This window comes from Williamsia sterculiae (assembly GCF_900156495.1).
Taxonomy (GTDB): domain Bacteria; phylum Actinomycetota; class Actinomycetes; order Mycobacteriales; family Mycobacteriaceae; genus Williamsia_B; species Williamsia_B sterculiae.
In genome coordinates this window covers 142,270-164,393 of record NZ_FTNT01000009.1, presented here as the reverse complement: position 1 = coordinate 164,393, position 22,124 = coordinate 142,270, and the positions used below count along the sequence as shown (strand labels likewise).

Sequence of the window (22,124 nt, the reverse complement as noted above, 5' to 3'; positions counted from 1 at the left end):
TCTGACATTCACTCCGATCGAACACCGGCTGACATCGTCGGCGAAGGAACGGCTCCCGGTCAGTCGGCGAACACGAACCAACAGATGCTGTTGCGTCGCTGCTGATCATCGATCACGAGATCGCGAATCTCGGGCGGTAGCCGATCCCGTTGCCAGTCACGCTCATCTCGTCCGGCACCATCGTCACCGGGGCGTGCACAACGTAGTGCCTTGATGGCGTATGCGGCGGCCCCGAGGTCGTGCTCGGCCACATGGCCCACGCACGCGGCCTGCCCGGCGGCATACGCCGCGAATCTGGCTGCGCCCGACAGCGGCCGAGCGGCACCCATGGCGTGACCACCGATGGCACGCGCCTTCATCATCGCCAGATCGCCTGCGGCCCAAGCTCGTGCCGCATCGACAGCCTCTCGCGGCCGAGGGTCGCGTGGGCAATCGGTTTCGAAGAGGTCCAGCACGTGCTCCGCACACGCGGCCGCCCAGACCGCCAGCAGTGCGTGATCGGGGTCGGTCAACGACCCGCCGCGGCGAATCGTCACCATCCGTGGATCCCGCACCGCCGGCAGGATCATCGCCGCGCTCGCGTCATTCCCACTCCGCCGCAATCTGTTCCAACACACCGATCAGATCCTGACCATCGCTCGACAGCACCTGCACCCCGACGTGATCGGCTCCGGCATCCAGATGTTCGTCCAGCCTGCGGACGATGTCGGCCGCGGAACCGTGGGCGACCAGCGCGTCGATCAGGGCATCGGAACCACCATCGGCGATGTCGGCGTCGGTATAACCGAGACGCTTGAGATTGTTGGTGTAGTTACGTAGATGCAGGTAGGGAGTATCCACCGGCGGGCGACCGATCGCCCTTGCCTGTGCGGGATCGGTGTTCAGAACGACCTTCTGCTCCGGTGCCAACAACGCGTCGGGCCCGAGGATCTCGCGAGCCTCGGCCGTGTGCTGCGGCACCGTCAGGTACGGGTGCGCACCCAGCGCCCGGTCGGCCGACAGCCGCAACATGCGCGGCCCGAGCGCCGCGAGAACGCGTCGATGCGCGGGTACTCCCCCGTCGTCCAGGACGTTCAGGTAGTCCACCACCGCGTCATAGGGTTTGCGGTATTCGGCGGTGGCCTCCGGGTGACCGGCGCCGACGCCCAACAGGAATCGGTTCGGATGGTCAGCTTCTACCTGCAGGTATTCAGCAGCGATCGCCGCGGGGTCAGTGTTCCAGATGTTGGTGATGCCGGTCGCGAGCGTGATGGTCGAGGTCGCGTCCAGCAACCGCCGCACCGGCGACAAATCCTTAGGCGAGCCGCCCAACCAGATGGCCGTGTAACCGAGGTTCTCGATCTGGGCCGCCTGCTCCGGCGAGATGGCGGGGTATCCCGCCCACACGCCCTTACGTCCGAGACTCGTCTGTGTGAAGTCACCCATGGCCCGTGCAACCACGCCCCGGTCTCCGGTCATTCCCCGATCACCGCGTCATTCCCGTCGACCTGAACGTGCTCGTCCTTGACGGCGCAGTCACAAGTCCCATGTTGTTGCCTGGCACCGGCTTCGTCGAATTGCCCCTATGCAGCCAGGACGGCCACTGCACTGTACGGCTGCACACCCGGTGAACGAGGGTCCGGTTGAGGACCGCGAAGCGCAACCCTCGCAGCAGGCGGCAACCGGTCCAGACGTCCCGCTGCCGTGAATATCGACTCGAGCTCGTGAACGTTCCAGCCGATGTCTTCGAAGTACGCGACTCCGTTGTCGGGGAGGAAGGTCCACGGCGCGTTTCGCAGCAGACCCGTATTGCGTCTCGCCATGAGCTGTCCGACACCGGACGAGCTGAAGTCGAGACACCATCCGCGGATCTCGGGTCGCCGCAGTGCTGATGCCAGGGCACGCACTGTGGCCTCATCCAGATACATCACCAGGCCTTCACTCACGACCAACGCGCCGTCACCATCGCCAAGGTGATCGTCGAGGAATTGGCCCACGGCCGTTTGATCGGTGACATCGAGCGGCACCCGCTGCAGTCGGCATCGGGCAGGCTTGCCAGCAAGCAGAGCCGCCTTCTCTTCGATCATCTGCGGAAGATCGACTTCGGTCCATGTCAGCGTCGCAGGCAGACTCATCCTGTAGGGCCGCGTGTCGAGCCCCGCTCCGAGATTGACCACGACGTTGCAACCGCCCGCGACTGCATTCGCAATGTGATCGTCGATGAGCTTTGTACGAGTGACCAGGAACCAGTCGTCGGCAATCTCGCGATGTGCCGCGCGGGCGATCCCCTGTCCGCGGTCACCCGCGAGCATCGCCGCCAGCGGATCCCGGAACAACGCGTCCGATCGGTTTGACTCGACTGCACGACGCACCGCGACCCATCGCGCCGTATCGGACACATGACTTACCAGTGGTTCACCGGACATCGCAGATTCACCTCTCTCAGCTGGGCCAGCGTTCGACGCCTGCCCTCTATACTTATAGAGTAAGACCGTTGAAAGTGCGCGACCGATGTGTCACATGCCACGTCACGTGCGCGAAATGGGTATGTGTCTGCGGGCGGGGGATGCTGGACCCATGACCACGGAGACTGCAGGAGCAGACAGACGAGGCGCACGGCGGCGGCGTCAGATCTGCGAGGCAGCGCTCGATCTGGCGGCGGGTGGCGGTAACCGGGCAGTCACTCATCACGCGATTGACAGTCGACTGGGGATCGCGCGCGGCTCGACCTCGTACTACTACCGAACACGACAGGATCTCTTGGAGTCTGCTATCGCCCATCTGAGTCGGACTTCGCGGGACGTGTTCCAATCCGCGCTCGCCACGACGCAATGGGACGAGACCGATTCGGTCATGAGCGCCGCGGTGTTCATCTCGGCGCACGTGGATCACCTACTGCACGACAGGCGCCGAGATGTGCTCGCACGCTACGCATTGGCCGCCGACGCTGCCAGCGATGTCACACTTCGTTCCGCGCTGGCGGGGTGCTTGTTCTCGCTGACCGCCGCGCGCGACCTGATGGCCTTCCTCGGTGCAGCGGATCCTGCAGGCGATGCACACGATCTACTCAGTCTGCTCGAGGGGCTGTTGTTCGATCGGCTCTACGGAGCTCGCTCGTTGCTCCACATCCCGGCCGGCACGCCCGCCAGCACCGCAGACCTCACGCCAGTGATATACCGATGGCTCGCAACCGCCGCGTGCACTGTCGACGACACAACGACGTCAGGACCGCCACCCGGTTAGCCGTGCAGGCATTGACTCCCGTGCGGGCACGACATGTGCACAGTGGCTGAACACGGACCGATAACGTGATATTCATGCGAGCAATCCTGCAGCGGGTCACCGCGGCGTCGGTGTCGGTGGACGGCGAGGTGGTCGGCGCACTCGACCTGGGTGGAGTTGGTCCGGATACGGCGACGCAGGGATTGGTCGCGCTCATCGGCGTGACCCACGACGACACCGTCGCCGACGCGGCAAAGCTGGCCGACAAGATCTGGCGGCTCCGCATCCTGGACGGCGAACGCGGTGCCGCCGACGTGGGCGCCCCGATCCTCGTGGTCAGCCAGTTCACCCTCTACGCCAACACCGCCAAGGGGCGCCGTCCATCGTGGAACGCCGCGGCGCCCGGTCCGGTGGCGGAACCATTGGTGAATGCCGTCGTCGAGACACTGCGCGCCGCCGGTGCCCGGGTCGCCACCGGCGTGTTCGGCGCACACATGGCCGTTGAACTCGTCAACGACGGTCCGGTGACCATCCTGATCGAGGTCTGAACCCTCGCTCAGTGCAGCCGCAACCCCGAGTCCGGCGCGAACCAGTACGTTTCCTCGGGACGCGCCTGCAGTCCGATCGTCTCGTCGACGGCAAAACTGCGGCGATGATCCACCCGGACGATCACCCTGTCACCCCGCACCGTCGCCGTGGTGTTCTGGGGCACCGCATGCACGAACTGCTCGGCCCCGAGCTCCTCCACCAGCTCGATCCGGGCATACAGTGCCTCAGGATGTTCCGCCGAGACGATCTCCCATGACTCCGGCCGCACCCCCAGCACCACCCGGGCGACGTCGACCGCGTTCGGCGCGGTGATCCGGTGGCCGCCCAACGTGGCCGACCGATCCACCACTGTGACCTCGTCGAACAGGTTCATCGACGGTGACCCCATGAACCCGGCGACAAAGGTGTTCACCGGGTCCAGATACAACTCCCGGGGACTCGCGACCTGCTGCAGCACACCTTGTTTGAGCACTGCGACCCGATCCCCCATCGTCATCGCCTCCACCTGATCGTGGGTCACGTAGAGGGTGGTGGTACCGAGCCGTTTCTGCAGGCCGGCGATCTGCCCACGGGTGCTGACCCGCAATTTGGCGTCCAGGTTGGACAAGGGTTCGTCCATGCAGAACACCTTGGGCCGCCGGACGATCGCCCGCCCCATGGCCACCCGCTGCCGCTGCCCACCCGACAACGCACCGGGCTTGCGGTCCAGCAGCTCGGTGAGCTCCAGCATCTCGGCGGCCTCGGCGACGGATTTCCTGCTGTCCGACTTGCTCATCCCGGCGTTGCGCAGAGCGAACCCCATGTTGTCGGCGACGGTCATGTTCGGGTACAAGGCATAGTTCTGGAACACCATCGCCACGTCCCGCGCCTTGGGTGCCACCCCGGTGACGTCCTGACCGTCGATGAGCACTCGGCCGCCCTGAGTCGGTTCCAGACCGGCGAGCATCCGCAGACTGGTGGACTTGCCGCACCCGGACGGCCCGACCAGCACCAGGAACTCGCCGTCGGCGATCTCCAGGTCGAGTTTGTCGACGGCAGGTCGTGACCCGCCGAAATCGCGGGTCACCGCGTCGAAGGACACCGTCGCCATGTTGTTCCGATCCCCCTGCTATTTCGGCAGTTTCGGCGTGATCTGCCGATCGATGATCGTCTGCAGCTGCGACTGCACCGACGACATGGTCGCATTCACGTCGGCGTTACGCAGACCGATCTCCTCGAAGCCGGTGCCGATGATCTTGTCACCACCCGGGACGAAGACCCGGGCATAGTTCTGCGGCGCGGTCTTGGGCAACTGGTCGACCGCGGTACGGAAGTTCGGATTGCCATCGAGGAACTTCACCGTCGCGGGATCGGTGAGCGCCGACGTGCGGACCGGCATGTACCCGACTTTCTGGGAGAAGTACGCGGTGTTCTGGGCATTGGTGATGAAGTCGATGAACTTCAGCGCGTTCAGCTTCCGGTCATCGCTGATCTTCTTCGGGATGGCCAGTCCGGCACCACCGGTCGGACAACCCGGTCCGTTGGGCGCGGGAAGGAAGGCGGTGCCCACCTCGAACTTGGCGTTCTTGGCGATACCGGACAGGTCGCCGGTGGACGCGATGGTGGACGCGATGATCCCGGCACCGAAGTCGTTGGCGATGTCGTTGGAGATCGCCGCGTACTTCTTGGTGTGGATCGAGTCGCGCAGATAGGTCGCAGCCTCGATGGTCTTGGGATCGGTGAACTTCAGGTCGAACTTGTCGGAGTACGCACCACCGAAGGTCCAGACCGGGCCCTGGAACGTCCAGCCCAGATAGTCGGTGGCGTTACCCCATCCATGGGCCAGCTTCCCGCCGCCGACCACACCCTGCAGCTTGGGACCCCACTCGTCGAACTCCTGCCAGCTGGCGGGGCCGCGGTCGGGCAGACCGGCCTGCTGCCACAGGGCCTTGTTGTAGTAGAACAGCGGTGTCGACCGGGCGTAGGGCAGCGCCCAGTGCTTGTTGTTCCACGCATAGTCGTTGAACAGCGAGTCGACGTAATCGGCGGTGTTCACACCGGCTTTCGAGAAGTGATCGTCGAGCGGTTCGATCGCGTCGAGCAGGGCGAAATTGAACCACCAGACGTCCGAGAGCACCACGACGTCCGGCAGCGATCCGCCGGAGAGCGCGGCGTTGAACTTCTGCGCGATCTCCTCGTAGTTCTTGCCGCCGTCGACCAATTGCACCTTCAACGACGGGTTCGCCTTCTCGAACCGGCTGATCAGTTCCTTCTCCACGTCGGTGGACTTACCGGGGTGGCTCGACCACCAGACGATGGTGTTGGAGTCACCACCACCCGAGGAGGAGTTCGACGTGCTGCCCGAGCCGACGCAGGCGGTCAGGGCGGCACCGGCGGCCGCGGTGATACCCGCGGCCAGGAAATTGCGGCGTGAGAGTTCGACCATCGTGGTTCTCCTGTCGGATACGAGCTGGAAATCGAGTGGACGGATGGGAGTCGGTCAGCCTTTGACCGCGCCCGAGGTGAGGCCCTTGATCATGTGGCGCTGCAGGATCAGGAAGACGACGAGGATCGGGATCATCGCGAGCACGGTCGCGGCCATCACCGGACCCCAGTTGGTCAACCCGTCGTTGTTCTGCAGCTGGGTCAGCCCCACCGGCAACGTGGCCACCGAGGAGTCGTCGGCCATCAGGAACGGCCACAGATACTCGTTCCACTCGTTGACCACCGTGATGATGCCGAAGGCGACCATCGTCGGACCGGACACCGGTAACACGATGCGCCACAGCAGCCGGAGGTGGCCGGCGCCGTCCATCCGAGCCGCCTCGATGATCTCGGTCGGGATGGACAGGAAGTGATTGCGCATCAGGAACGTTCCGAAGGCCACCCCCGCGAGCGGCACGATGATGCCCAGCAGGGTGTTGCGGTACCCGAGCTGCGCTACCAACGAGTAGTTGACGATGACCGTGATCTGGTTGGGCACCATCAGCGCGGCGATGATGACCAGGAACACGATGCGCTTGAACGGGAAGCGCAGGAACACCAGTCCGTAGGCACTGAGGATGCCCAGGACGAATTTCACCACGGCCAACACGCCCGTGACGATCACCGAGTTGGAGAAGAACCGCCAGAACGGGACGCTGGTGGTCGCATCGTGATAGTTCGACGCCTCGAACACCCGCGGCCACCAGATGGCGGGTTGGACATAGATGTCGCCGCGCACCTTGAACGAGGTGAGGAGCACCCAGGCCAGGGGCAGCGCTATGGTGAGCACCACCAACACCATCGCCACATACCCGAAGACGTGACCCCAACGGATCTGTCGGCTCACGTCCCTCTTTCGGTTCACGTCGCAGTCCCCCGGTCCATCACCCGCACCTGCGCGACGGTGACGATCAGCAGGATCACGAACATGATGGTCGCGACGGTGGCACCGTAACCGGCCCGGAAGTTGCGGAACGACTCCTCGTAGACCTGGTAGACCATCGTGGTGGTGCCGTTGCCCAGGGGCCCGCCGCGGGTCATCACGTTGATGATGTCGAAGACCTGTAACGAGTTCAGCAACACCGTGATCGACAGGAAGTACGTGGTCGGCCGCAACTGTGGGAGCAGCACCCGACGGAAGTAGGTCACCGGGGAGGCCCCGTCGATCTGTGCCGCCTCGGCGAGATCCTGGCGCCGACCCTGCAGTGCCGCGAGGTAGATGACGAAGGCGTAACCGACGTTCTTCCACAGGTAGGTCACCGTGATCATGAACAGCGCCCAGTGCGGATCCTGGTAGAAGTCGGGGGCGTTGCCCAGACCGAACCGGGTCATCAGATCCTGGACCAACCCGAAGTGCGGGTCGAAGACGAACTGGAACGCGATGCCGATGGCCGCGCCGGAGATGACGAACGGCGCGAACACCACCGACCGCACCAGATTCCGGCCCCGCAGCTGCCGGTCGAGCAGCAGGGCCAGCGCCAGCCCGATGACCATCGAACCGACCACCGCGGCCACGGTGAAGATCACCGTGTTGCCGACGATCACCCAGGTGTCGTCGCGGGTGAACCATTCGCGGTAATTCGACAGTCCGATGAACGTGATGTCGTCGGAGGAGATGTTCCAGTCGAAGAACGACAGGCGGATGTTCTCGATCAGCGGCCGATAGGTGAAGACACCGAGCAGCACCAGGTTCGGCCCCACGATGGCGAGGAACAGCAGGTAGTCACGCCACGGGCGGTGCAGCAGTCCCCTGGAGCCCGATCCGGAGGTCTCCGGGAGGGTTCGATCGACGGCTGCGGGCACTCGGGCAGAGTGCACGTGTTCATCGAACGGTTCGTGTACCGGATCCGTGCCGGGGGTGAACAGTGAGTGGCCGGTGTCCGATTCCGGCGGCGACCGACCGCCGCGTCAGCTGCTGCCGCTGTTGCTGCTGCTCACCGCGGCGAAGACGGCCGCGTTGACCGCGGCGTTGGCGGCGGCGATCGCACTGCGGACCGCCGGTGCGGCCCAGTCCCCCGCGATCACCGCCTTGATGGCCTTCCGGTGCACCCCGGGCAGGAGCTTGCGGGCCAGTCCGCTCGCGTCCGCGACCGCCAGCAAGGCGGTGGCATAGGTGTCCTTCTCGGGAACACCCGATTCCGCGACGGTCCGCATCCTGACGATCAACGCATCACGGTCGTCCGGGGCTCGCAGGACATAGCGGGTGGTCGGGAACAACCCCAGGACCCGCCCACTCTCCGCTGTGTAGGCCTGCCGTTCGAGGAGCTGATCCAGACAGGCCTGGTTCACCGAACGCGACTTCAGCTTGCGGACCCATCGTTTCGCCGAGCGCGTCGACCGACTCTCGGCGAGAGTACGCAAGGTGATCGACGCGGCGTGGTCGTCGACCGGCCGGGAGTCACGCACGACGATCTTCCCGTCGACCACGTCGATCCGCCCCGCGGTGGCGAGTTCGGTGAGTGCCGCGCCGACCAAGCCGTAATCGAAGGCGGCGGACTGCGACAGCCGGCGGCCGTCGGGGCGATGCGCCACCACCGTGAAGGCCTGCGGGAGGCTGAGGACTGTCTGTGCGCTGTTCGTCACGGCATCGACAGTAGCGCCGTCACGGACGCGTGGTCAGGATCCGCGGTCCGTCGGCGGTGACCGCGACCGTGTGCTCCCAATGCGACGCCCGCGTGCCGTCGTCGGTGATCACGGTCCAGTCGTCCTCGAGCACGGAGGTCTCGGTGGTGCCCAGCGTCAGCATCGGTTCGATGGCCAGGGTGCTGCCGACCACCAGGGCGGGACCGCGGTTCGGTTTGCCCTCGTTGGGCAAGAACGGATCGAGATGCATCTCGCGGCCGATGCCGTGACCGCCGTATCCGGACACGATGCCGAACGACCGGCCGAACTTCTCCTCGGCCTCACGGGTGGCCACCTCCACGGCATGGGAGATGTCGGTGAGTCGTCCCCCGTCGACCATCGCCGCGATACCGGCGTCCAGGGTGATACGGGTCGCCTCGTTGAGATCGGCATCGGCCTGGCTCAACTCGCCCACCCCGAAGGTCCAGGCGGAGTCACCATGCCAACCGTCGAGGATGGCACCGCAGTCGATGGACACCAGGTCATGATCGGCCAAGACCACATCTTTCGACGGGATGCCATGCACCACCACATCGTTGACCGAGGAGCAGATGGAGCCGGGGAATCCGTGGTACCCCTTGAACGACGGCACCGCCCCCGCCTCACGGATCACCGCTTCGGCGACCTCGTCGAGGTCGAGGGTGGACACCCCGACACGGGCGGCGTCACGCACGGCCACCAACGCCGCGCCGACGATCGCACCGGCCGCGGCCATCGCCTCGAGCTCACCCGCGGTCCGGAACGGAACGGGTCGGGGTTTGCGGAAGGACATGGCTCAGGCGTTGAGGGCCCGCAGCACGCGCTGGTGGACCTCTTCCACATCGCCCACGGCGTCGATGGTCTTCACAGTGCCCTCGGTGCTGCTCTTCTGGTAGTACTCCAGCAACGGCGAGGTCTCCTCGAGATAGACCTTCATCCGGTTGCGGATCACATCCTCGTTGTCGTCCTCGCGACCGCGAGCCAGCATCCGCTCGACCACCACATCCTCGTCGATGGAGAAGGACAGCACGGCATCGAGGGCGGCGCCGAGGTCGTCGAGGATGTCGGCCAGCGCATCCGCCTGCCCGACCGACCGCGGGAAACCGTCGAGAATGAAGCCGTTGGTGGCGTCGGGTTCCTTGACCCGTGCACGCACCATGTCGATGGTGATCTCGGACGGCACCAGGTCACCGGCATCGAGATACCGCTTGGCCTCGATGCCGACCGCGGTGCCCTCGGAGATGTTCGCGCGGAAGAGGTCGCCGGTGGAGATGTGCGGGATCCCGAGGCTCTCCGACAACTTCTCTGCCTGAGTACCTTTACCTGCCCCCGGGGGGCCCAAGATCACGAGTCTCACTTCAGGAACCCTTCGTATTTGCGTTGCATCAACTGACTGTTGACCTGCTTGACGGTGTCCAAGCCGACACCGACCATGATCAGCACCGCGGTGCCACCGAACGGTATGTTCTGCACGCCTCCGCTGTTGCCGATCTCCAGGAACAGGTTGGGCAACACCGCGATCACACCAAGGTAGATCGAACCCGGCAGGGTGATCCGGCTGAGCACATAACCCAGGTAGTCGGCGGTGGGCTGCCCTGGCCGGATACCCGGGATGAAGCCCCCGTATTTCTTCATCTCGTCGGCGCGTTCCTCAGGGTTGAAGGTCACCGCGACGTAGAAGTACGTGAAGAAGATTATCATCGCGAAATACACGATGATGTAGACATAGTTGCTCGGGTCGACCAGGTAGGTCTGCACGAACTTCTGCCAGCCGGAGGTCGCCCCACCGCTGCCACTGGTCAGCTGGACCAGCAGGTTGGGCAGGTACAGCAACGACGACGCGAAGATCACCGGGATGACGCCTGCCTGATTGACCTTCAGCGGCAGATATGTCGACGACCCGCCGTACATCTTGCGTCCGACCATGCGTTTGGCGTACTGCACGGGGATCCGTCGCTGGCCCTGCTCGATGAACACCACACCCGCGATGATCAGCAGTGCGGCCACGATGACCAGGGTGAAGACGATGGCGCCGCGGCTGTCGAGGATCTGCTTGCCCTCGGACGGCAGGCGCGCCGCGATGCCGGCGAAGATCAGCAACGACATGCCGTTGCCGATGCCGCGCTCGGTGATCAGCTCGCCGAACCACATCACGATGCAGGCACCCGCGGTCATCACCAGCACGATGATGGTCAGGCCGAAGATGGACTGGTCACGCAGGATCTCGCTGCTGGTGGAGCAGTTCTGCAGCAACTGACCGCGGTCGGCGAGGGCGACGATGCCGGTGGACTGCAGCAATGCCAACGCCACCGTGAGGTAGCGGGTGTACTGCGTCATCTTGGCCTGACCGGACTGACCCTCCTTGCGCAGGGCCTCGAACCGCGGGATGACCACGGTCAACAACTGCACGATGATGCTCGCCGTGATGTACGGCATGATGCCGATCGCGAACACCGACAGCTGCAGCAACGCACCGCCGGAGAACAGGTTGATCAGGCTGTAGATACCTGCCGACTGGTTGTGCGAGATCTCGTCGAGACAGGTGTGCACCTTGGTGTAGTCCACACCGGGGGACGGGAGCGTGGCGCCCAGGCGGTACAGGATGAGGATGCCCAGGACGAAGAGGATCTTCCGCCTCAGGTCGGGTGTCCTGAAGGCCGAGACGAGGGCGGAACTCAACTAACTCCTCCTACCGAACCAGCACGCTGCTGCGCGTGCACTCGGTCGCATCGGTTCGTGGTTGTCGCCCGGCCGGAGCCGGGCGAGATCGACTCTAACAGCGGCCGCTCCGCGACCCGGTCGGGGTTTGATTCCCGCGGGATCGCGAGGCGACCGCTGCGTCGAGTGCTACTTGACGGTGGTGGTGCCGCCGGAGGCGGCGATCTTCTCGGTCGCCGCCGCGGAGAACTTGTCCGCGGTCAACTGCACCGCGACCGAGAGGTCGCCGTCGCCGAGCACCTTGACCAGCTGGTTCTTGCGGACGGCACCCTTGGCCACCAGGTCGTCGACACCGATGGTGCCGCCTTCCGGGAACAGCCGAGCGATGTCGCCCACGTTGACGACCTGGTACTCGACCCGGTTGCGGTTGGTGAAGCCCTTGAGCTTCGGCAGCCGCATGTGGATCGGCATCTGGCCGCCCTCGAAGGCGGCGGGCACGTTCTTGCGTGCCTTGGTGCCCTTGGTGCCGCGACCCGCGGTCTTACCCTTGGACCCCTCACCGCGACCCACACGGGTCTTGTCGGTCTTCGACCCGGGAGCCGGGCGAAGGTGGTGGAGTTTGATGGTCATGTCACTGAACCTCTTCGACTGTCACGAGGTGGCGCACCGTGTTGATCAGGCCGCGGTTGACGGCGTTGTCCTCACGGGTGACGGTCTGACGGATCTTCCTCAGTCCGAGGGTCCGCAGGCTGTCGCGCTGGTTGCTCTTGGTGCCGATCGTGCCCTTGATCTGGGTGATCTTCAGCTCTGCCATGCCGCTACGCTCCTTGGCCGGCTCGCGCCCGCAGCATGCCCGCGGGTGCGACGTCTTCGATGGGCAGGCCGCGGCGCGCCGCAACCTCTTCGGGACGCTGCAACATCTTCAGCGCGGCCACGGTGGCGTGGACCACGTTGATGGCGTTGTCGCTGCCGAGGCTCTTGGCCAGCACGTCGTGCACGCCCGCACATTCGAGCACGGCACGCACCGCGCCACCGGCGATCACACCGGTACCGGGCGAGGCCGGACGCAGCATGACCACACCGGCCGCCGCCTCACCCTGGACGGGGTGGGTCACGGTGGAACCGATCAGCGGGACACGGAAGAAGTTCTTGCGAGCCTCCTCGACGCCCTTCTGGATCGCGGCGGGCACCTCTTTGGCCTTGCCGTAGCCGACGCCGACCATGCCCTGGCCGTCGCCGACGATGACGAGGGCGGTGAAGGAGAACCGACGTCCACCCTTGACCACCTTCGACACGCGGTTGATGGCGACCACGCGCTCGAGCTGGTTCTTGTCCTGCTCACGGCCACCGCGGTTGTCGCGACGGTCGCGACCGCCACCACCGCCGCGGCGATCGTTGTTGTTGTTGCTGTTGTTGGCGTTGTCGTTCGGTCCGGCGGGTCCGCTTCCGCCGTCACGCCGCTGACGTCCGGGCATCAGATGGTCCCTTCGTTGAAACAGGTCGCTGTGGTCATCAGAACTTCAGGCCTCCCTCGCGGGCGGCGTCGGCCAGTGCGGCGATACGACCGTGGTAGTCGTTGCCACCCCGGTCGAACACCGCGGCCTCGACGCCTGCGGCCTTGGCACGCGCGGCGATCAGTTCTCCGACCTTCGCGCTCTGCGCGGTCTTGTCGCCACCCGCGGCGCGGACGTCGGCCTCGATGGAGGACGCGGCGGCCAGGGTGTTGCCCGCCAGGTCGTCGACGAGCTGCACGTGGATGTGCCGGGAGCTGCGCTTGACCACCAGACGGGGACGCTCGGGCGTTCCGCTGATCTTCTTGCGCAGGCGGAAGTGGCGGCGCGACTTGCCCGCGCGGCGCGCGGTCGAGACGTCGGTGCCGACCGGCTTGCGCCGCGGTGCCGTGGTGGTTGCTGTGGTGTCACTCATGTCACTTACCCGTCTTTCCGACCTTGCGACGGATCTGCTCGCCCTCGTACCGCACGCCCTTGCCCTTGTACGGGTCGGGACGGCGGAGGCGGCGGATGTTCGCCGAGATCTGGCCGACCTGCTGCTTGTCGATACCGGAGACCGAGAACTTGGTGGGCGACTCGACCGCGAAGGTGATGCCCTCCGGGGCCTCGATGGGCACCGGGTGGCTGTAGCCCAGGGCGAACTCGAGGTCTCGGCCCTTGGCCTGCACGCGGTAACCGACGCCGAAGATCTCCATCTTCGTGGTGTAACCCTGGGTCACGCCGACCACCAGGTTGTTGATCAGGGAGCGGCTCAGACCGTGTAGGGCACGGTTGCGACGCTCGTCGTTGGGACGGGTGACGACGAGGCTGTCGTCCTCCTTGGCCACGGCGATGGGCTCGGACACGGTGAGGCTGAGCTCACCCTTCGGGCCCTTGACCGTGACGAGCTGGCCGTCGAGCTTGACGTCCACGCCCGCAGGGATAGTGACGGGGTGCTTTCCGATTCGCGACATAGTTGTTGGCCCCTTACCAGACGTAAGCGAGGACTTCGCCGCCCACGCCCTGGTTGGCTGCCTGACGGTCGGTCAGCAGGCCCGACGACGTGGAGATGATCGCCACGCCCAGACCGCCGAGCACCTTCGGCAGGTTGTTGGACTTCGCGTAGACCCGCAGACCAGGCTTGGAGACGCGGCGCAGGCCGGCGATGCTCCGCTCACGGCTGGGGCCGTACTTGAGGTTCACCACGAGGCTCTTGCCCACCTCGGCGTCCTCGGTACGGAAATCGGTGATGTAGCCCTCGCGCTTGAGGATCTCGGCGATGTTCACCTTGATCTTCGACGACGGGAGCGTCACCTCGTCGTGGAACGCCGAGTTGGCGTTACGCAGACGGGTCAAGAAGTCTGCGATCGGGTCAGTCATGGTCATGGGTGACCGTCAACCTTTCTCGTGGCGGTTCCCATACAGCACGTCCGCACCGGTTCCCGCTGGTCGGCGGGCCTGGTACGTAACGTCGTGGGCCTACGACGAAACGAGTTACATGTCCTCACCGACTGTTGCCGGTGAGGGGTCGTGCTCCGGCAATCCGAACCACGTCCCGTGGTCGCACTGCAGGCTTTTCCAGCTGAAGAGCGAGAAAAAGTCGTCGTCACCGGGGCATCGTGGCGGCACGTGGACACGCCGGAGCCCGGGCAACCGTTCTAGTGTAGAGAAGCCCGTCGTCAGGGCCAAATCCCAGCCCACGGGGTGACTCGCGGCGGGTCAGCCCGCGGACGACGCGGTCACCGCCCGGAGTTCGCCGAGGGCGATGCGCATGCACTCCGCAAGATCCGCACCGTCGTCGCCGCCGACCCAGCGGTCGAAACCGACCTTGAAGATCGTCACCCCCACCTCGGCGGCGAGGTCCGCGGCCAGTGCGGCGACCCCACGGTCGCGCAGTGCGGCCGAGACGGCGGTCGACAGGGTGGCCATCTTGAGCAGTTCACGCTCCTGCAGATCCTGGTTGTCGGCGATGACCTGCGCGCGTCGTCGCGGGTAGTCGCGATGGGCGTCCAGTACACCGGCGCAGGCGAGCATCCCCGCGGTGGCGACGTCGACGGGTGACGCGTCGTCCGGCGCGTCCGCTATCGCGTCGACCACCGCCTGTTGCAGGGCTGCCGAACCGTCGAACAGCACCTCCCGCTTGTCGGCGAAGTGCCGGAAGAACGTGCGCTCGGTGACCCCGGCGCGCTCGGCGATGTCGGCCACGGTCGTCTGCTCGAAACCGCGTTCGGAGTAGAGCTCGAGCGCGGCGCGCTGCATACGCCCACGCGCGTCCGGTTCCCAACGTCCCACAGTCCGAGTGTAGTCGGGACCCAGAAGCGATGACACAAACTGACATCGGTTGTACTGTGATGTCAGCCGCTGACGTCAGTGGCTGACATCGTGAAGGAGAGTCTCATGCGCGTATTCGTCACCGGGGCATCGGGCTGGATCGGCTCGGCCGTCGTCCCCGAGTTAGTGCAGGCCGGTCACGAGGTGGTCGGATTGGCCCGTTCCGACGCCTCGGCCACCGCGATCGCGGCCGCCGGAGCCCGGGTACACCGCGGCAGCATCGACGACCCGGAGGGTCTCGCCGCTGCTGCTGCCGCCGCCGACGGTGTGGTGCACCTCGCGTTCAACCACGACTTCTCCGACTTCGTCGGCGCAGGTCACACCGAGCGGGCGGTGATCACCGCGCTCGGCGACGCATTGCGCGACTCCGGGAAGCCTCTGCTGTTCGCCGCGGGCCTTCTGGTCAAACCGGGTCAGGTGGTGACCGAGAACGACCCCACGCCTGTGTCCGGACCCGATTCCCCGCGCGGCGGGGGTGAGGAGCTGGCACTGAGTTACGCCGAGCACGGCGTACGCCCGGTGAGCCTGCGCTTTGCGCCCTCGGTGCACGGTGACGGTGACCACGGATTCATCAAGACCCTAGTCGAGGTGGCTCGGCAGCGCGGTGTGTCCGGTCACGTGGGCGACGGTGGCAATCGCTGGGCCGCGGTACATCGGTCCGATGCCGCCCGACTGGTGCGGTTGGCGCTGGAACGTCCACCGGTCGGCGGCGTGGTCCATGCCGTCGACGAGGAGGCGATCACCGCACGCGACATCGCCACCGCGATCGGCCGAGGTCTGGATGTCCCGGTTGCCTCGATCGCGCCCGACGACGTCACCGATCATTTCGGGTGGATCGGAGGGTTCTTCTCCCTCGATCTCCCCGCGTCGAGTGACGTCACCCGGGAGACGTTGAACTGGACCCCGGCCGGCCCCGGGTTGCTCGACGACCTGGCCACCGATTCGTATTTCCGGGATCCGGCCACGATCGGCTGACGGCGCCCGGGGGTGAACCCACCCGGGTGATGGCCGGCACCTGGAACAATGGTGGCCATGAAGCAGCTGTCCCCGGGTGAGAACGCTCCGCTGCCCACGGGCACGGTAGCGGTCTCGGTGTCGTGTGCGTCGCCGGTGAACACCTCGGCGGTGCTGCTGACGGGCGCGAGACGGGTCCAATCCGACGCCGACCTGGTGTTCTACAACCAGCCGTCCGGGCCGGGGGTGACCTATCGCGCCGGACAAGGGGTTGACCTGGTCGACATCGACCCGGCGCGGGTCCCCGCCGATATCGAGACCATCGCGGTCACCGCCAGCCTGGACGGTACCGGGCCCGCCACCTTCGCGACCGCGGGCACCCTGCGGGCGACCGTGGGGACGGGTGCCGGTGAACCCCAGGTGGAGTTCGTGGTACCGGGTCTGAGCACGGAGGCCGCGGTGGTCTGCCTGGAGGTGTACCGGCGCGGCGACGGGTGGAAGGTGCGCGCCGTCGGACAGGGGTACGACTCGGGTCTCGCCGGTCTCGCCGAGGACTTCGGCATCGTCGTCGACGACGAGCCCGCCGCCGCTCAGCCCGCCGCCGCTCGACAGGCGACGCCCGATCCGCAGCCACCGCGGGCACCCGTCACCCAGGCACCGCCGAGTCCCCCGACGCCCGCACCCGCCACCTCACAGCCCGGACCAGCACAGGGAGTTCCCGCCATGCAGAGCGATCTCTTCGCCCCCGCCCACGCCGAGGTCTCCGGGGCCGGGATCCAGAAGCAGGGCGGCAAGATGTGCCGGGTCGGCCTCAACGGTGAGGTGATGGCCCGCGCCGGATCGATGGTGGCCTACCAGGGCGACATGCGGTTCGAGGCGCAGGGCGCGGGCGGCATCGGACGGGCCATCCGACAGGCGATGTCCGGTGAGGGTGTGCCGCTGATGAAGGTCAGCGGCCGCGGGGACCTGTTCCTGGCCAACGCCGCCGCCGACGTGCACCTCATCGACCTCGACGGCAGCGACGGGCTCACCATCAACGGCGCGAACGTGCTCGCCTTCGAGTCGTCGTTGCGGTACGACATCGCCCGCGTGCGCGGGGCCGGCGCGATGAGCAACGCCGGACTGTTCAACTGCGTGTTCACCGGTCGGGGACGCATCGCGATCACCACCGAGGGCAGTCCGGTGGTGCTCACCGTGGACCAACCCACCTACGCGGACCCGCAGGCCGCGGTGGCGTGGTCGTCGAGCCTGTCGACCGGTGTGAAGAGCAACGACAACTTCAACCTTGGCACCCTCATCGGCCGCAGCACCGGCGAACGGTTCACGCTGTCGTTCAGCGGTCAGGGATTCGTGATCGTGCAGCCCTCGGAGATGCCGCCGGGCGGGTTGATCGCCGGCAGCGGCAGTGGCGACCAGTCCGGAGTCGGCGGCGCCCTCGGCGGATTCCTGGGTCGCTAGCGGTTCAGCGACCTCGTCGAGCGCAGGTCGTCGAGGTAGCGCACCGTCGGGATCACGTCGACGTTGTCCTCGTATCCGACCGCGGCGCGTTGCTCGGTCCAGCCGTCCGGCCGTTCGCTGCGGAAGCGGATGCGTTCGTCGCCGACCACGGAGAACGGGTACAGGTCCTCCACGATGGCACTGATCCTCGGGGCGTCGGGGACGAGCGGCGACACCACCACGCTCTGCAGCTCGCCGAGCAGCGACAGGGCATCGATAGCAGCGGGCGTGTAGTCGTTGAGCCACCGCCGCAACCACTCGGTACGGGGCACGTCGTCGGGCCGCCGCAGGAAGGTGATCTCGGCGAGTTCGGGGGCCGCGGACCCGTCCCACCGCTCCGGTGGCTCCACCGACCGACGTTCGTCGACCACCCACCCGGCCACCCGGTCCACCCGATCCCCGATCAACGGGGTGAGCGCATCGGCGCCGTCGCCCGACCAGATGCTGACCACCGCATCGACCGGCGGATCGAAGACGGACGCGCGCGGGGCTGCCCCGAGGCGCGGATCGTCGGTGAGGTTGAGCTGCATCCGCACCACACCCGCGTCGGCCAGTCGTGTTCGCAGGTCGGACGCGCGGAGTACGGTTGCGGCCCGCTCGCCCCAGACCGCGTACATGAGCTTCGGCATGAGGAGAACGTAGACGACCGGACACTGGAGTCCGTCGAAGCGGTCGATCTGTTCCCCGCGGCTCCTGCTCTGCGGGTGGTCTGAGCCGACGCGCCCAACCGCACCCGCCGACGGGGTCGTGCCGGGTGACATCAGGCAACCACGGAAACGACGAAGCCCGGTGACGACTCGTGGGTCGTCACCGGGCTTCGGTCACCGAACGCTGTGTGTTACCAGCTCGACTTCTGCACACCCGGCAGTTCGCCGGCGTGCGCCATGTCGCGCAGGCAGATACGGCACAGGCCGAACTTGCGGTACACCGAGTGCGGCCGACCGCACTTGTTGCAGCGGGTGTAGGCGCGCACGGCGAACTTCGGCTTCTTGTTGGCCTTGTTGATCAGAGCCTTCTTTGCCATCTCAGTTGTCCTTCACGCTGTTGTCTTTGAACGGGAAGCCCAGGGCGCGCAGCAGCGCCCGGCCCTCGTCGTCGGTGGTGGCCGACGTGACGACGGTGATGTCCATACCGCGCGGCCGGTCGATGTTGTCGATGTTGATCTCGTGGAACATCGACTGCTCGTTGAGGCCGAACGTGTAGTTGCCGTTGCCGTCGAACTGACGGTCCGACAGACCACGGAAGTCACGGATACGCGGCAGGGCGATCGAGACCAGGCGGTCGAGGAACTCCCACATGCGGTCGCCACGCAGGGTGACGCGGGCACCGATGGGCATGCCCTCACGCAGCTTGAACTGGGCGATCGACTTGCGGGCGCGACGGATCTCCGGCTTCTGGCCGGTGATCTTGGCCAGGTCGGTGACCGCCCCGTTGATCAGCTTGGCGTCGCGGGCGGCGTCGCCGACACCCATGTTGACGACGACCTTCACCACGCCCGGGATCTGCATCACGTTGGCGTAGTCGAACTCTTTGTTCAGCGCGCCCTTGATCTCCTCGCGGTAGCGAGTCTTCAGGCGAGGCTGGATTTTCTCGGCAGTGCTCATCTCAGATGTCCTTCCCGTTCTTGCGGGAAATCCGCACCCGCTTGCCGGACTCCTCGTCGGTGCGGTAGCCGACGCGGGTCGGGGCTCCGTCCGAGTCGACGACCATCACGTTGGAGACGTGGATCGGGGCCTCCTGGGTGACGATGCCGCCGGAGGAGGCGCCGCGCTCGTTCTGCGAGGCGGAGGTGTGCTTCTTGATGCGGTTGACGCCCTCGACCAGGACGCGGCTCTCCTTGGGGTAGGCCTGGATGACCTTGCCCTTGGCGCCCTTGTCCTTACCCGAGATGACGATGACGGTGTCGCCCTTGTGGACCTTCATGTCAGAGCACCTCCGGGGCCAGCGAGACGATCTTCATGAACTTCTTCTCACGCAGTTCGCGCCCCACCGGGCCGAAGATGCGGGTTCCGCGGGGGTCGGTCTCGCTGCGGAGGATCACCGCGGCGTTCTCGTCGAAGCGGATGTAGGAACCGTCCGGACGGCGTCGCTCCTTGGTGGTGCGCACGATGACGGCCTTGACGACCTCGCCGCGCTTGATGTTCCCACCCGGGATCGCATCCTTGACGGTGGCGACGATGACGTCACCGATGCCGGCGTAGCGCCGCGACGAGCCACCGAGCACGCGGATGCACAAGATCTCCTTGGCACCGGTGTTGTCGGCGACCCGCAGGCGTGACTCCTGCTGGATCACTTTCTCTCCTTGACCTGGTCTGGATGTGCGCCGGATTACCGACCCGACGCACACGGCCTGTTGCCGTCGGACGCACGCCTGCCTGGGACTTCTGTAGACCTCAGTGGGTTCGTGCGCCGATGTGCGACGTTGTCTCGTCGCGGGCAACCGGTCAAGTGTAGGGGAAAGCGCAGGTCGGACACAAATTCCGGACGGGCCACCGATCGGGCTGCTCGCCGATCCGGTCTCGTCGACCGCACATCTCGACCCGGACGCCCCTTCTGCCCGCTCAGCCTGGTCTGCCCGGTCACCGTCTGGCCGGGTTCAGGCCTGCTCGCCGAGCAACCGGGCGAACGTCGCGATGCCGTCGCGCTCGGCGGCGGTCGTGTCGGGGTCTCCCCCGGCGCGCCCCGACGGCGCTTCTGGGTCCGGCACCACCCGGAGTCGAGCCCGTTCCCGCGCACCGATCAGGAGTGCGGTGAGCTCACCCGCGGCACGGTCGACACGGTCGCGCAGCGGCGTGACGTCACCGCCGACACCCGACCAGTCCTCCGACGCCGCGTAGACACCGGTGGGTACGACCACCGTGCGCAGATAGCCGAACAACGGCCGCATCGCGTGGTCGAGCACCATCGCATGCCGCGGACTGCCACCGGTCGCCGCGATCAGCACCGGGGTGCCGATCAGGCCGTCCTGTGCGACGACGTCGAAGAACATCTTGAACAGTCCGCTGTACGACGAGTTGAACACCGGCGTCGCGGCGATCACCGCGTCGGCGCCGACCACCCGGTCGACGGCCTCGCGGACCGCTCCGATCGGGAATGCGCCGATCAGGCTCCGCGACAACTCCACCGCGAGATCGCGCAGATCGATGACCTGCACCTCGACCCGACACCCCGCGGATTCGAGCTGTCGGACGGTGCTCGCGGTGAGCCGGTCGGCGAGCAGTCGGGTCGACGACGGTTCGCCGAGCCCCGCGTTGACGACGACGAGGGATGTCACGACGCCAGCTCCGCGGCTTGCTCGGCGGCCGCCGCGACCAGCGAGGCATGCGTGGGTGCGTCCGGCACCGACGCCGGCCGCCCCTCGGCGAACCCGCGACGCAGGTCGGGCAGCACCTCCCCGAGCAGATCGAGTTGTTCGAGCACCGTCTTCAACGGCAGGCCCGCATGGTCGACGAGGAACAGCTGTCGTTGGTAGTCACCGAAGTGCTCACGGAACGACAGCGTCTTGTCCACGAACTCCTGCGGGCTGCCCACGGTCAGCGGGGTCTGCTCGGTGAACTCCTCCAGCGACGGCCCGTGACCGTAGACCGGCGCATTGTCGAAGTACGGACGGAACTCACGCACCGCGTCCTGTGAGTTGGGTCGGATGAAGAACTGACCGCCCAGGCCGACGATCGCCTGTTCGGCGGTTCCGTGGCCGTAGTGCTCGTAGCGCTCGCGGTAGAAGCCGATCAGCTGTTGGAAGTGTTCCGTCGGCCAGAAGATGTGGTTGGCGAAGAAGCCATCCCCGTAGTACGCGGCCTGTTCGGCGATCTCCGGACTGCGGATGGACCCGTGCCAGACGAACGGCGCCACATCGTCGAGCGGTCGCGGGGTGGACGTGAACGATTGCAGCGGGGTGCGGAACCTGCCCTCCCAGTCGACGACGTCCTCGGTCCACAGCCGATGGAGCAGGTGGTAGTTCTCGATGGCCAGCGGGATGCCCTGTCGGATGTCCTGGCCGAACCACGGGTACACCGGGCCGGTGTTGCCGCGGCCGAGCATGAGATCCACCCGACCCCCGGCGAGGTGTTGGAGCATCGCGAAGTCCTCGGCGATCTTCACCGGGTCGTTGGTGGTGATCAGCGTGGTCGCGGTGGAGAGCTGCAGGGTGCTGGTCTGCCCGGCGATGTAGCCGAGCAGGGTGGTCGGCGAGGACGGCACGAACGGTCGGTTGTGATGTTCGCCGGTGGCGAAGACGTCCAGGCCGATGTCCTCGGCCTTCTTCGCGATGGCGACCATCGCCGTGATGCGCTCGTGTTCCGTGGGAGCAGTGTGAGTGGTCGGGTCGACGGTGATGTCGCCGACGCTGAACAGTCCGAGTTGCATGACGCTGTACCTCCT

29 protein-coding genes are annotated in these 22,124 nt (G+C 66.3%); 4 read left to right on the top strand and 25 right to left on the bottom strand.

From position 1 onward, the window contains the following. Positions 1 to 59 precede the first annotated feature (59 nt). The 3 genes from BW971_RS15095 to BW971_RS15085 all read right to left on the bottom strand — a co-directional run bounded on the left by BW971_RS15095 (position 60) and on the right by BW971_RS15085 (position 2,405). The gene (locus BW971_RS15095) at positions 60 to 569 is read right to left on the bottom strand and encodes a putative immunity protein (RefSeq protein ID WP_076481047.1); all 510 of its coding nucleotides are present in this window, start codon (positions 567 to 569) and stop codon (positions 60 to 62) included. Between the two features lie 13 nt (positions 570 to 582). After that, the gene (locus tag BW971_RS15090; protein ID WP_143690403.1) at positions 583 to 1,458 is read right to left on the bottom strand and encodes an LLM class F420-dependent oxidoreductase; all 876 of its coding nucleotides are present in this window, start codon (positions 1,456 to 1,458) and stop codon (positions 583 to 585) included. Positions 1,459 to 1,562: 104 nt separating this feature from the next. Next, on the bottom strand, positions 1,563 to 2,405 hold the full coding sequence (locus BW971_RS15085) for a class I SAM-dependent methyltransferase (RefSeq protein WP_076481041.1): 843 nt from the start codon (positions 2,403 to 2,405) through the stop codon (positions 1,563 to 1,565). Between the two features lie 427 nt (positions 2,406 to 2,832). Between BW971_RS15085 and BW971_RS21950 the strand changes: the two genes are divergently transcribed. Both BW971_RS21950 and dtd read left to right on the top strand, forming a co-directional pair. Further along, positions 2,833 to 3,222 carry a hypothetical protein gene (locus BW971_RS21950; protein WP_234974418.1) on the top strand — a complete coding sequence of 130 codons (390 nt, stop codon included), beginning with the start codon at positions 2,833 to 2,835 and terminating at the stop codon, positions 3,220 to 3,222. Positions 3,223 to 3,296: 74 nt separating this feature from the next. Continuing rightward, positions 3,297 to 3,749 carry a D-aminoacyl-tRNA deacylase gene (dtd, locus tag BW971_RS15075; RefSeq protein WP_076481035.1) on the top strand — a complete coding sequence of 151 codons (453 nt, stop codon included), beginning with the start codon at positions 3,297 to 3,299 and terminating at the stop codon, positions 3,747 to 3,749. Between the two features lie 8 nt (positions 3,750 to 3,757). Here the strand turns inward: dtd and BW971_RS15070 are convergent, their stop codons facing one another. The 15 genes from BW971_RS15070 to BW971_RS15000 all read right to left on the bottom strand — a co-directional run bounded on the left by BW971_RS15070 (position 3,758) and on the right by BW971_RS15000 (position 15,254). Next, on the bottom strand, positions 3,758 to 4,840 hold the full coding sequence (locus tag BW971_RS15070) for an ABC transporter ATP-binding protein (protein WP_076481032.1): 1,083 nt from the start codon (positions 4,838 to 4,840) through the stop codon (positions 3,758 to 3,760). 18 nt (positions 4,841 to 4,858) lie between these two features. Continuing rightward, positions 4,859 to 6,175 carry an ABC transporter substrate-binding protein gene (locus BW971_RS15065; RefSeq protein ID WP_076481030.1) on the bottom strand — a complete coding sequence of 439 codons (1,317 nt, stop codon included), beginning with the start codon at positions 6,173 to 6,175 and terminating at the stop codon, positions 4,859 to 4,861. A 54-nt stretch (positions 6,176 to 6,229) separates the two neighbouring features. Beyond that, positions 6,230 to 7,015, bottom strand: coding sequence for a carbohydrate ABC transporter permease (locus tag BW971_RS15060; protein WP_083710103.1), 786 nt, complete (start codon positions 7,013 to 7,015; stop codon positions 6,230 to 6,232). 59 nt (positions 7,016 to 7,074) lie between these two features. Further along, the gene (locus BW971_RS15055) at positions 7,075 to 7,959 is read right to left on the bottom strand and encodes a carbohydrate ABC transporter permease (protein WP_200799450.1); all 885 of its coding nucleotides are present in this window, start codon (positions 7,957 to 7,959) and stop codon (positions 7,075 to 7,077) included. 162 nt (positions 7,960 to 8,121) lie between these two features. Next, positions 8,122 to 8,796, bottom strand: a complete 675-nt coding sequence (locus BW971_RS15050; protein WP_076481023.1) for a GOLPH3/VPS74 family protein — start codon at positions 8,794 to 8,796, stop codon at positions 8,122 to 8,124. A 19-nt stretch (positions 8,797 to 8,815) separates the two neighbouring features. Continuing rightward, on the bottom strand, positions 8,816 to 9,607 hold the full coding sequence (gene map / locus BW971_RS15045) for a type I methionyl aminopeptidase (protein ID WP_076481020.1): 792 nt from the start codon (positions 9,605 to 9,607) through the stop codon (positions 8,816 to 8,818). Between the two features lie 3 nt (positions 9,608 to 9,610). Beyond that, a complete protein-coding gene (locus tag BW971_RS15040) occupies positions 9,611 to 10,171 on the bottom strand; it encodes an adenylate kinase (protein WP_076481018.1) in 561 nt (186 codons plus the stop codon). Continuing rightward, complete coding sequence (gene secY / locus BW971_RS15035) at positions 10,168 to 11,493, bottom strand: preprotein translocase subunit SecY (protein WP_076481015.1); 1,326 nt, start codon at positions 11,491 to 11,493, stop codon at positions 10,168 to 10,170. Before secY ends, BW971_RS15040 begins: the two co-directional genes overlap by 4 nt. Before the next feature lie 168 nt (positions 11,494 to 11,661). Next, positions 11,662 to 12,102 carry a 50S ribosomal protein L15 gene (rplO, locus tag BW971_RS15030; RefSeq protein ID WP_076481013.1) on the bottom strand — a complete coding sequence of 147 codons (441 nt, stop codon included), beginning with the start codon at positions 12,100 to 12,102 and terminating at the stop codon, positions 11,662 to 11,664. Position 12,103: 1 nt separating this feature from the next. Beyond that, complete coding sequence (gene rpmD, locus BW971_RS15025; RefSeq protein WP_076481011.1) at positions 12,104 to 12,286, bottom strand: 50S ribosomal protein L30; 183 nt, start codon at positions 12,284 to 12,286, stop codon at positions 12,104 to 12,106. 4 nt (positions 12,287 to 12,290) lie between these two features. Then, positions 12,291 to 12,947, bottom strand: coding sequence for a 30S ribosomal protein S5 (gene rpsE, locus BW971_RS15020; protein ID WP_076481009.1), 657 nt, complete (start codon positions 12,945 to 12,947; stop codon positions 12,291 to 12,293). A gap of 37 nt (positions 12,948 to 12,984) precedes the next feature. Beyond that, a complete protein-coding gene (gene rplR / locus BW971_RS15015; protein WP_076481008.1) occupies positions 12,985 to 13,398 on the bottom strand; it encodes a 50S ribosomal protein L18 in 414 nt (137 codons plus the stop codon). A 1-nt stretch (position 13,399) separates the two neighbouring features. Next, positions 13,400 to 13,936, bottom strand: coding sequence for a 50S ribosomal protein L6 (gene rplF, locus BW971_RS15010; protein ID WP_076481006.1), 537 nt, complete (start codon positions 13,934 to 13,936; stop codon positions 13,400 to 13,402). Positions 13,937 to 13,949: 13 nt separating this feature from the next. Further along, positions 13,950 to 14,348: a 30S ribosomal protein S8 gene (rpsH, locus tag BW971_RS15005; protein WP_076481003.1), complete on the bottom strand. Its 399-nt coding sequence runs from the start codon at positions 14,346 to 14,348 to the stop codon at positions 13,950 to 13,952. 333 nt (positions 14,349 to 14,681) lie between these two features. Then, on the bottom strand, positions 14,682 to 15,254 hold the full coding sequence (locus BW971_RS15000) for a TetR family transcriptional regulator (protein ID WP_076481001.1): 573 nt from the start codon (positions 15,252 to 15,254) through the stop codon (positions 14,682 to 14,684). Positions 15,255 to 15,359: 105 nt separating this feature from the next. Between BW971_RS15000 and BW971_RS14995 the strand changes: the two genes are divergently transcribed. Next, complete coding sequence (locus tag BW971_RS14995) at positions 15,360 to 16,268, top strand: SDR family oxidoreductase (RefSeq protein WP_076481215.1); 909 nt, start codon at positions 15,360 to 15,362, stop codon at positions 16,266 to 16,268. A 57-nt stretch (positions 16,269 to 16,325) separates the two neighbouring features. Continuing rightward, on the top strand, positions 16,326 to 17,705 hold the full coding sequence (locus BW971_RS14990) for an AIM24 family protein (RefSeq protein ID WP_076481213.1): 1,380 nt from the start codon (positions 16,326 to 16,328) through the stop codon (positions 17,703 to 17,705). On the opposite strand, the gene BW971_RS14985 is transcribed toward BW971_RS14990, so the two are convergent. The 7 genes from BW971_RS14985 to BW971_RS14955 all read right to left on the bottom strand — a co-directional run bounded on the left by BW971_RS14985 (position 17,702) and on the right by BW971_RS14955 (position 22,109). Continuing rightward, a complete protein-coding gene (locus BW971_RS14985; RefSeq protein ID WP_076481210.1) occupies positions 17,702 to 18,373 on the bottom strand; it encodes a hypothetical protein in 672 nt (223 codons plus the stop codon). The genes BW971_RS14990 and BW971_RS14985 overlap by 4 nt on opposite strands. 209 nt (positions 18,374 to 18,582) lie before the next feature. Further along, positions 18,583 to 18,768: a type Z 30S ribosomal protein S14 gene (locus tag BW971_RS14980; protein ID WP_076480999.1), complete on the bottom strand. Its 186-nt coding sequence runs from the start codon at positions 18,766 to 18,768 to the stop codon at positions 18,583 to 18,585. A 1-nt stretch (position 18,769) separates the two neighbouring features. Continuing rightward, complete coding sequence (gene rplE / locus BW971_RS14975) at positions 18,770 to 19,348, bottom strand: 50S ribosomal protein L5 (protein ID WP_076480997.1); 579 nt, start codon at positions 19,346 to 19,348, stop codon at positions 18,770 to 18,772. A 1-nt stretch (position 19,349) separates the two neighbouring features. Next, positions 19,350 to 19,667 (bottom strand): 50S ribosomal protein L24, encoded by a 318-nt coding sequence (gene rplX / locus BW971_RS14970; RefSeq protein ID WP_076480995.1) that lies wholly within the window; start codon positions 19,665 to 19,667, stop codon positions 19,350 to 19,352. Between the two features lies 1 nt (position 19,668). Further along, positions 19,669 to 20,037 (bottom strand): 50S ribosomal protein L14, encoded by a 369-nt coding sequence (rplN, locus tag BW971_RS14965; protein WP_076480993.1) that lies wholly within the window; start codon positions 20,035 to 20,037, stop codon positions 19,669 to 19,671. Between the two features lie 303 nt (positions 20,038 to 20,340). Next, positions 20,341 to 21,018: an FMN reductase gene (locus BW971_RS14960; RefSeq protein WP_076480991.1), complete on the bottom strand. Its 678-nt coding sequence runs from the start codon at positions 21,016 to 21,018 to the stop codon at positions 20,341 to 20,343. After that, a complete protein-coding gene (locus BW971_RS14955) occupies positions 21,015 to 22,109 on the bottom strand; it encodes an LLM class flavin-dependent oxidoreductase (RefSeq protein WP_076480989.1) in 1,095 nt (364 codons plus the stop codon). The genes BW971_RS14960 and BW971_RS14955 overlap by 4 nt, the downstream gene beginning before the upstream one ends. Between the last annotated feature and the right edge of the window lie 15 nt (positions 22,110 to 22,124).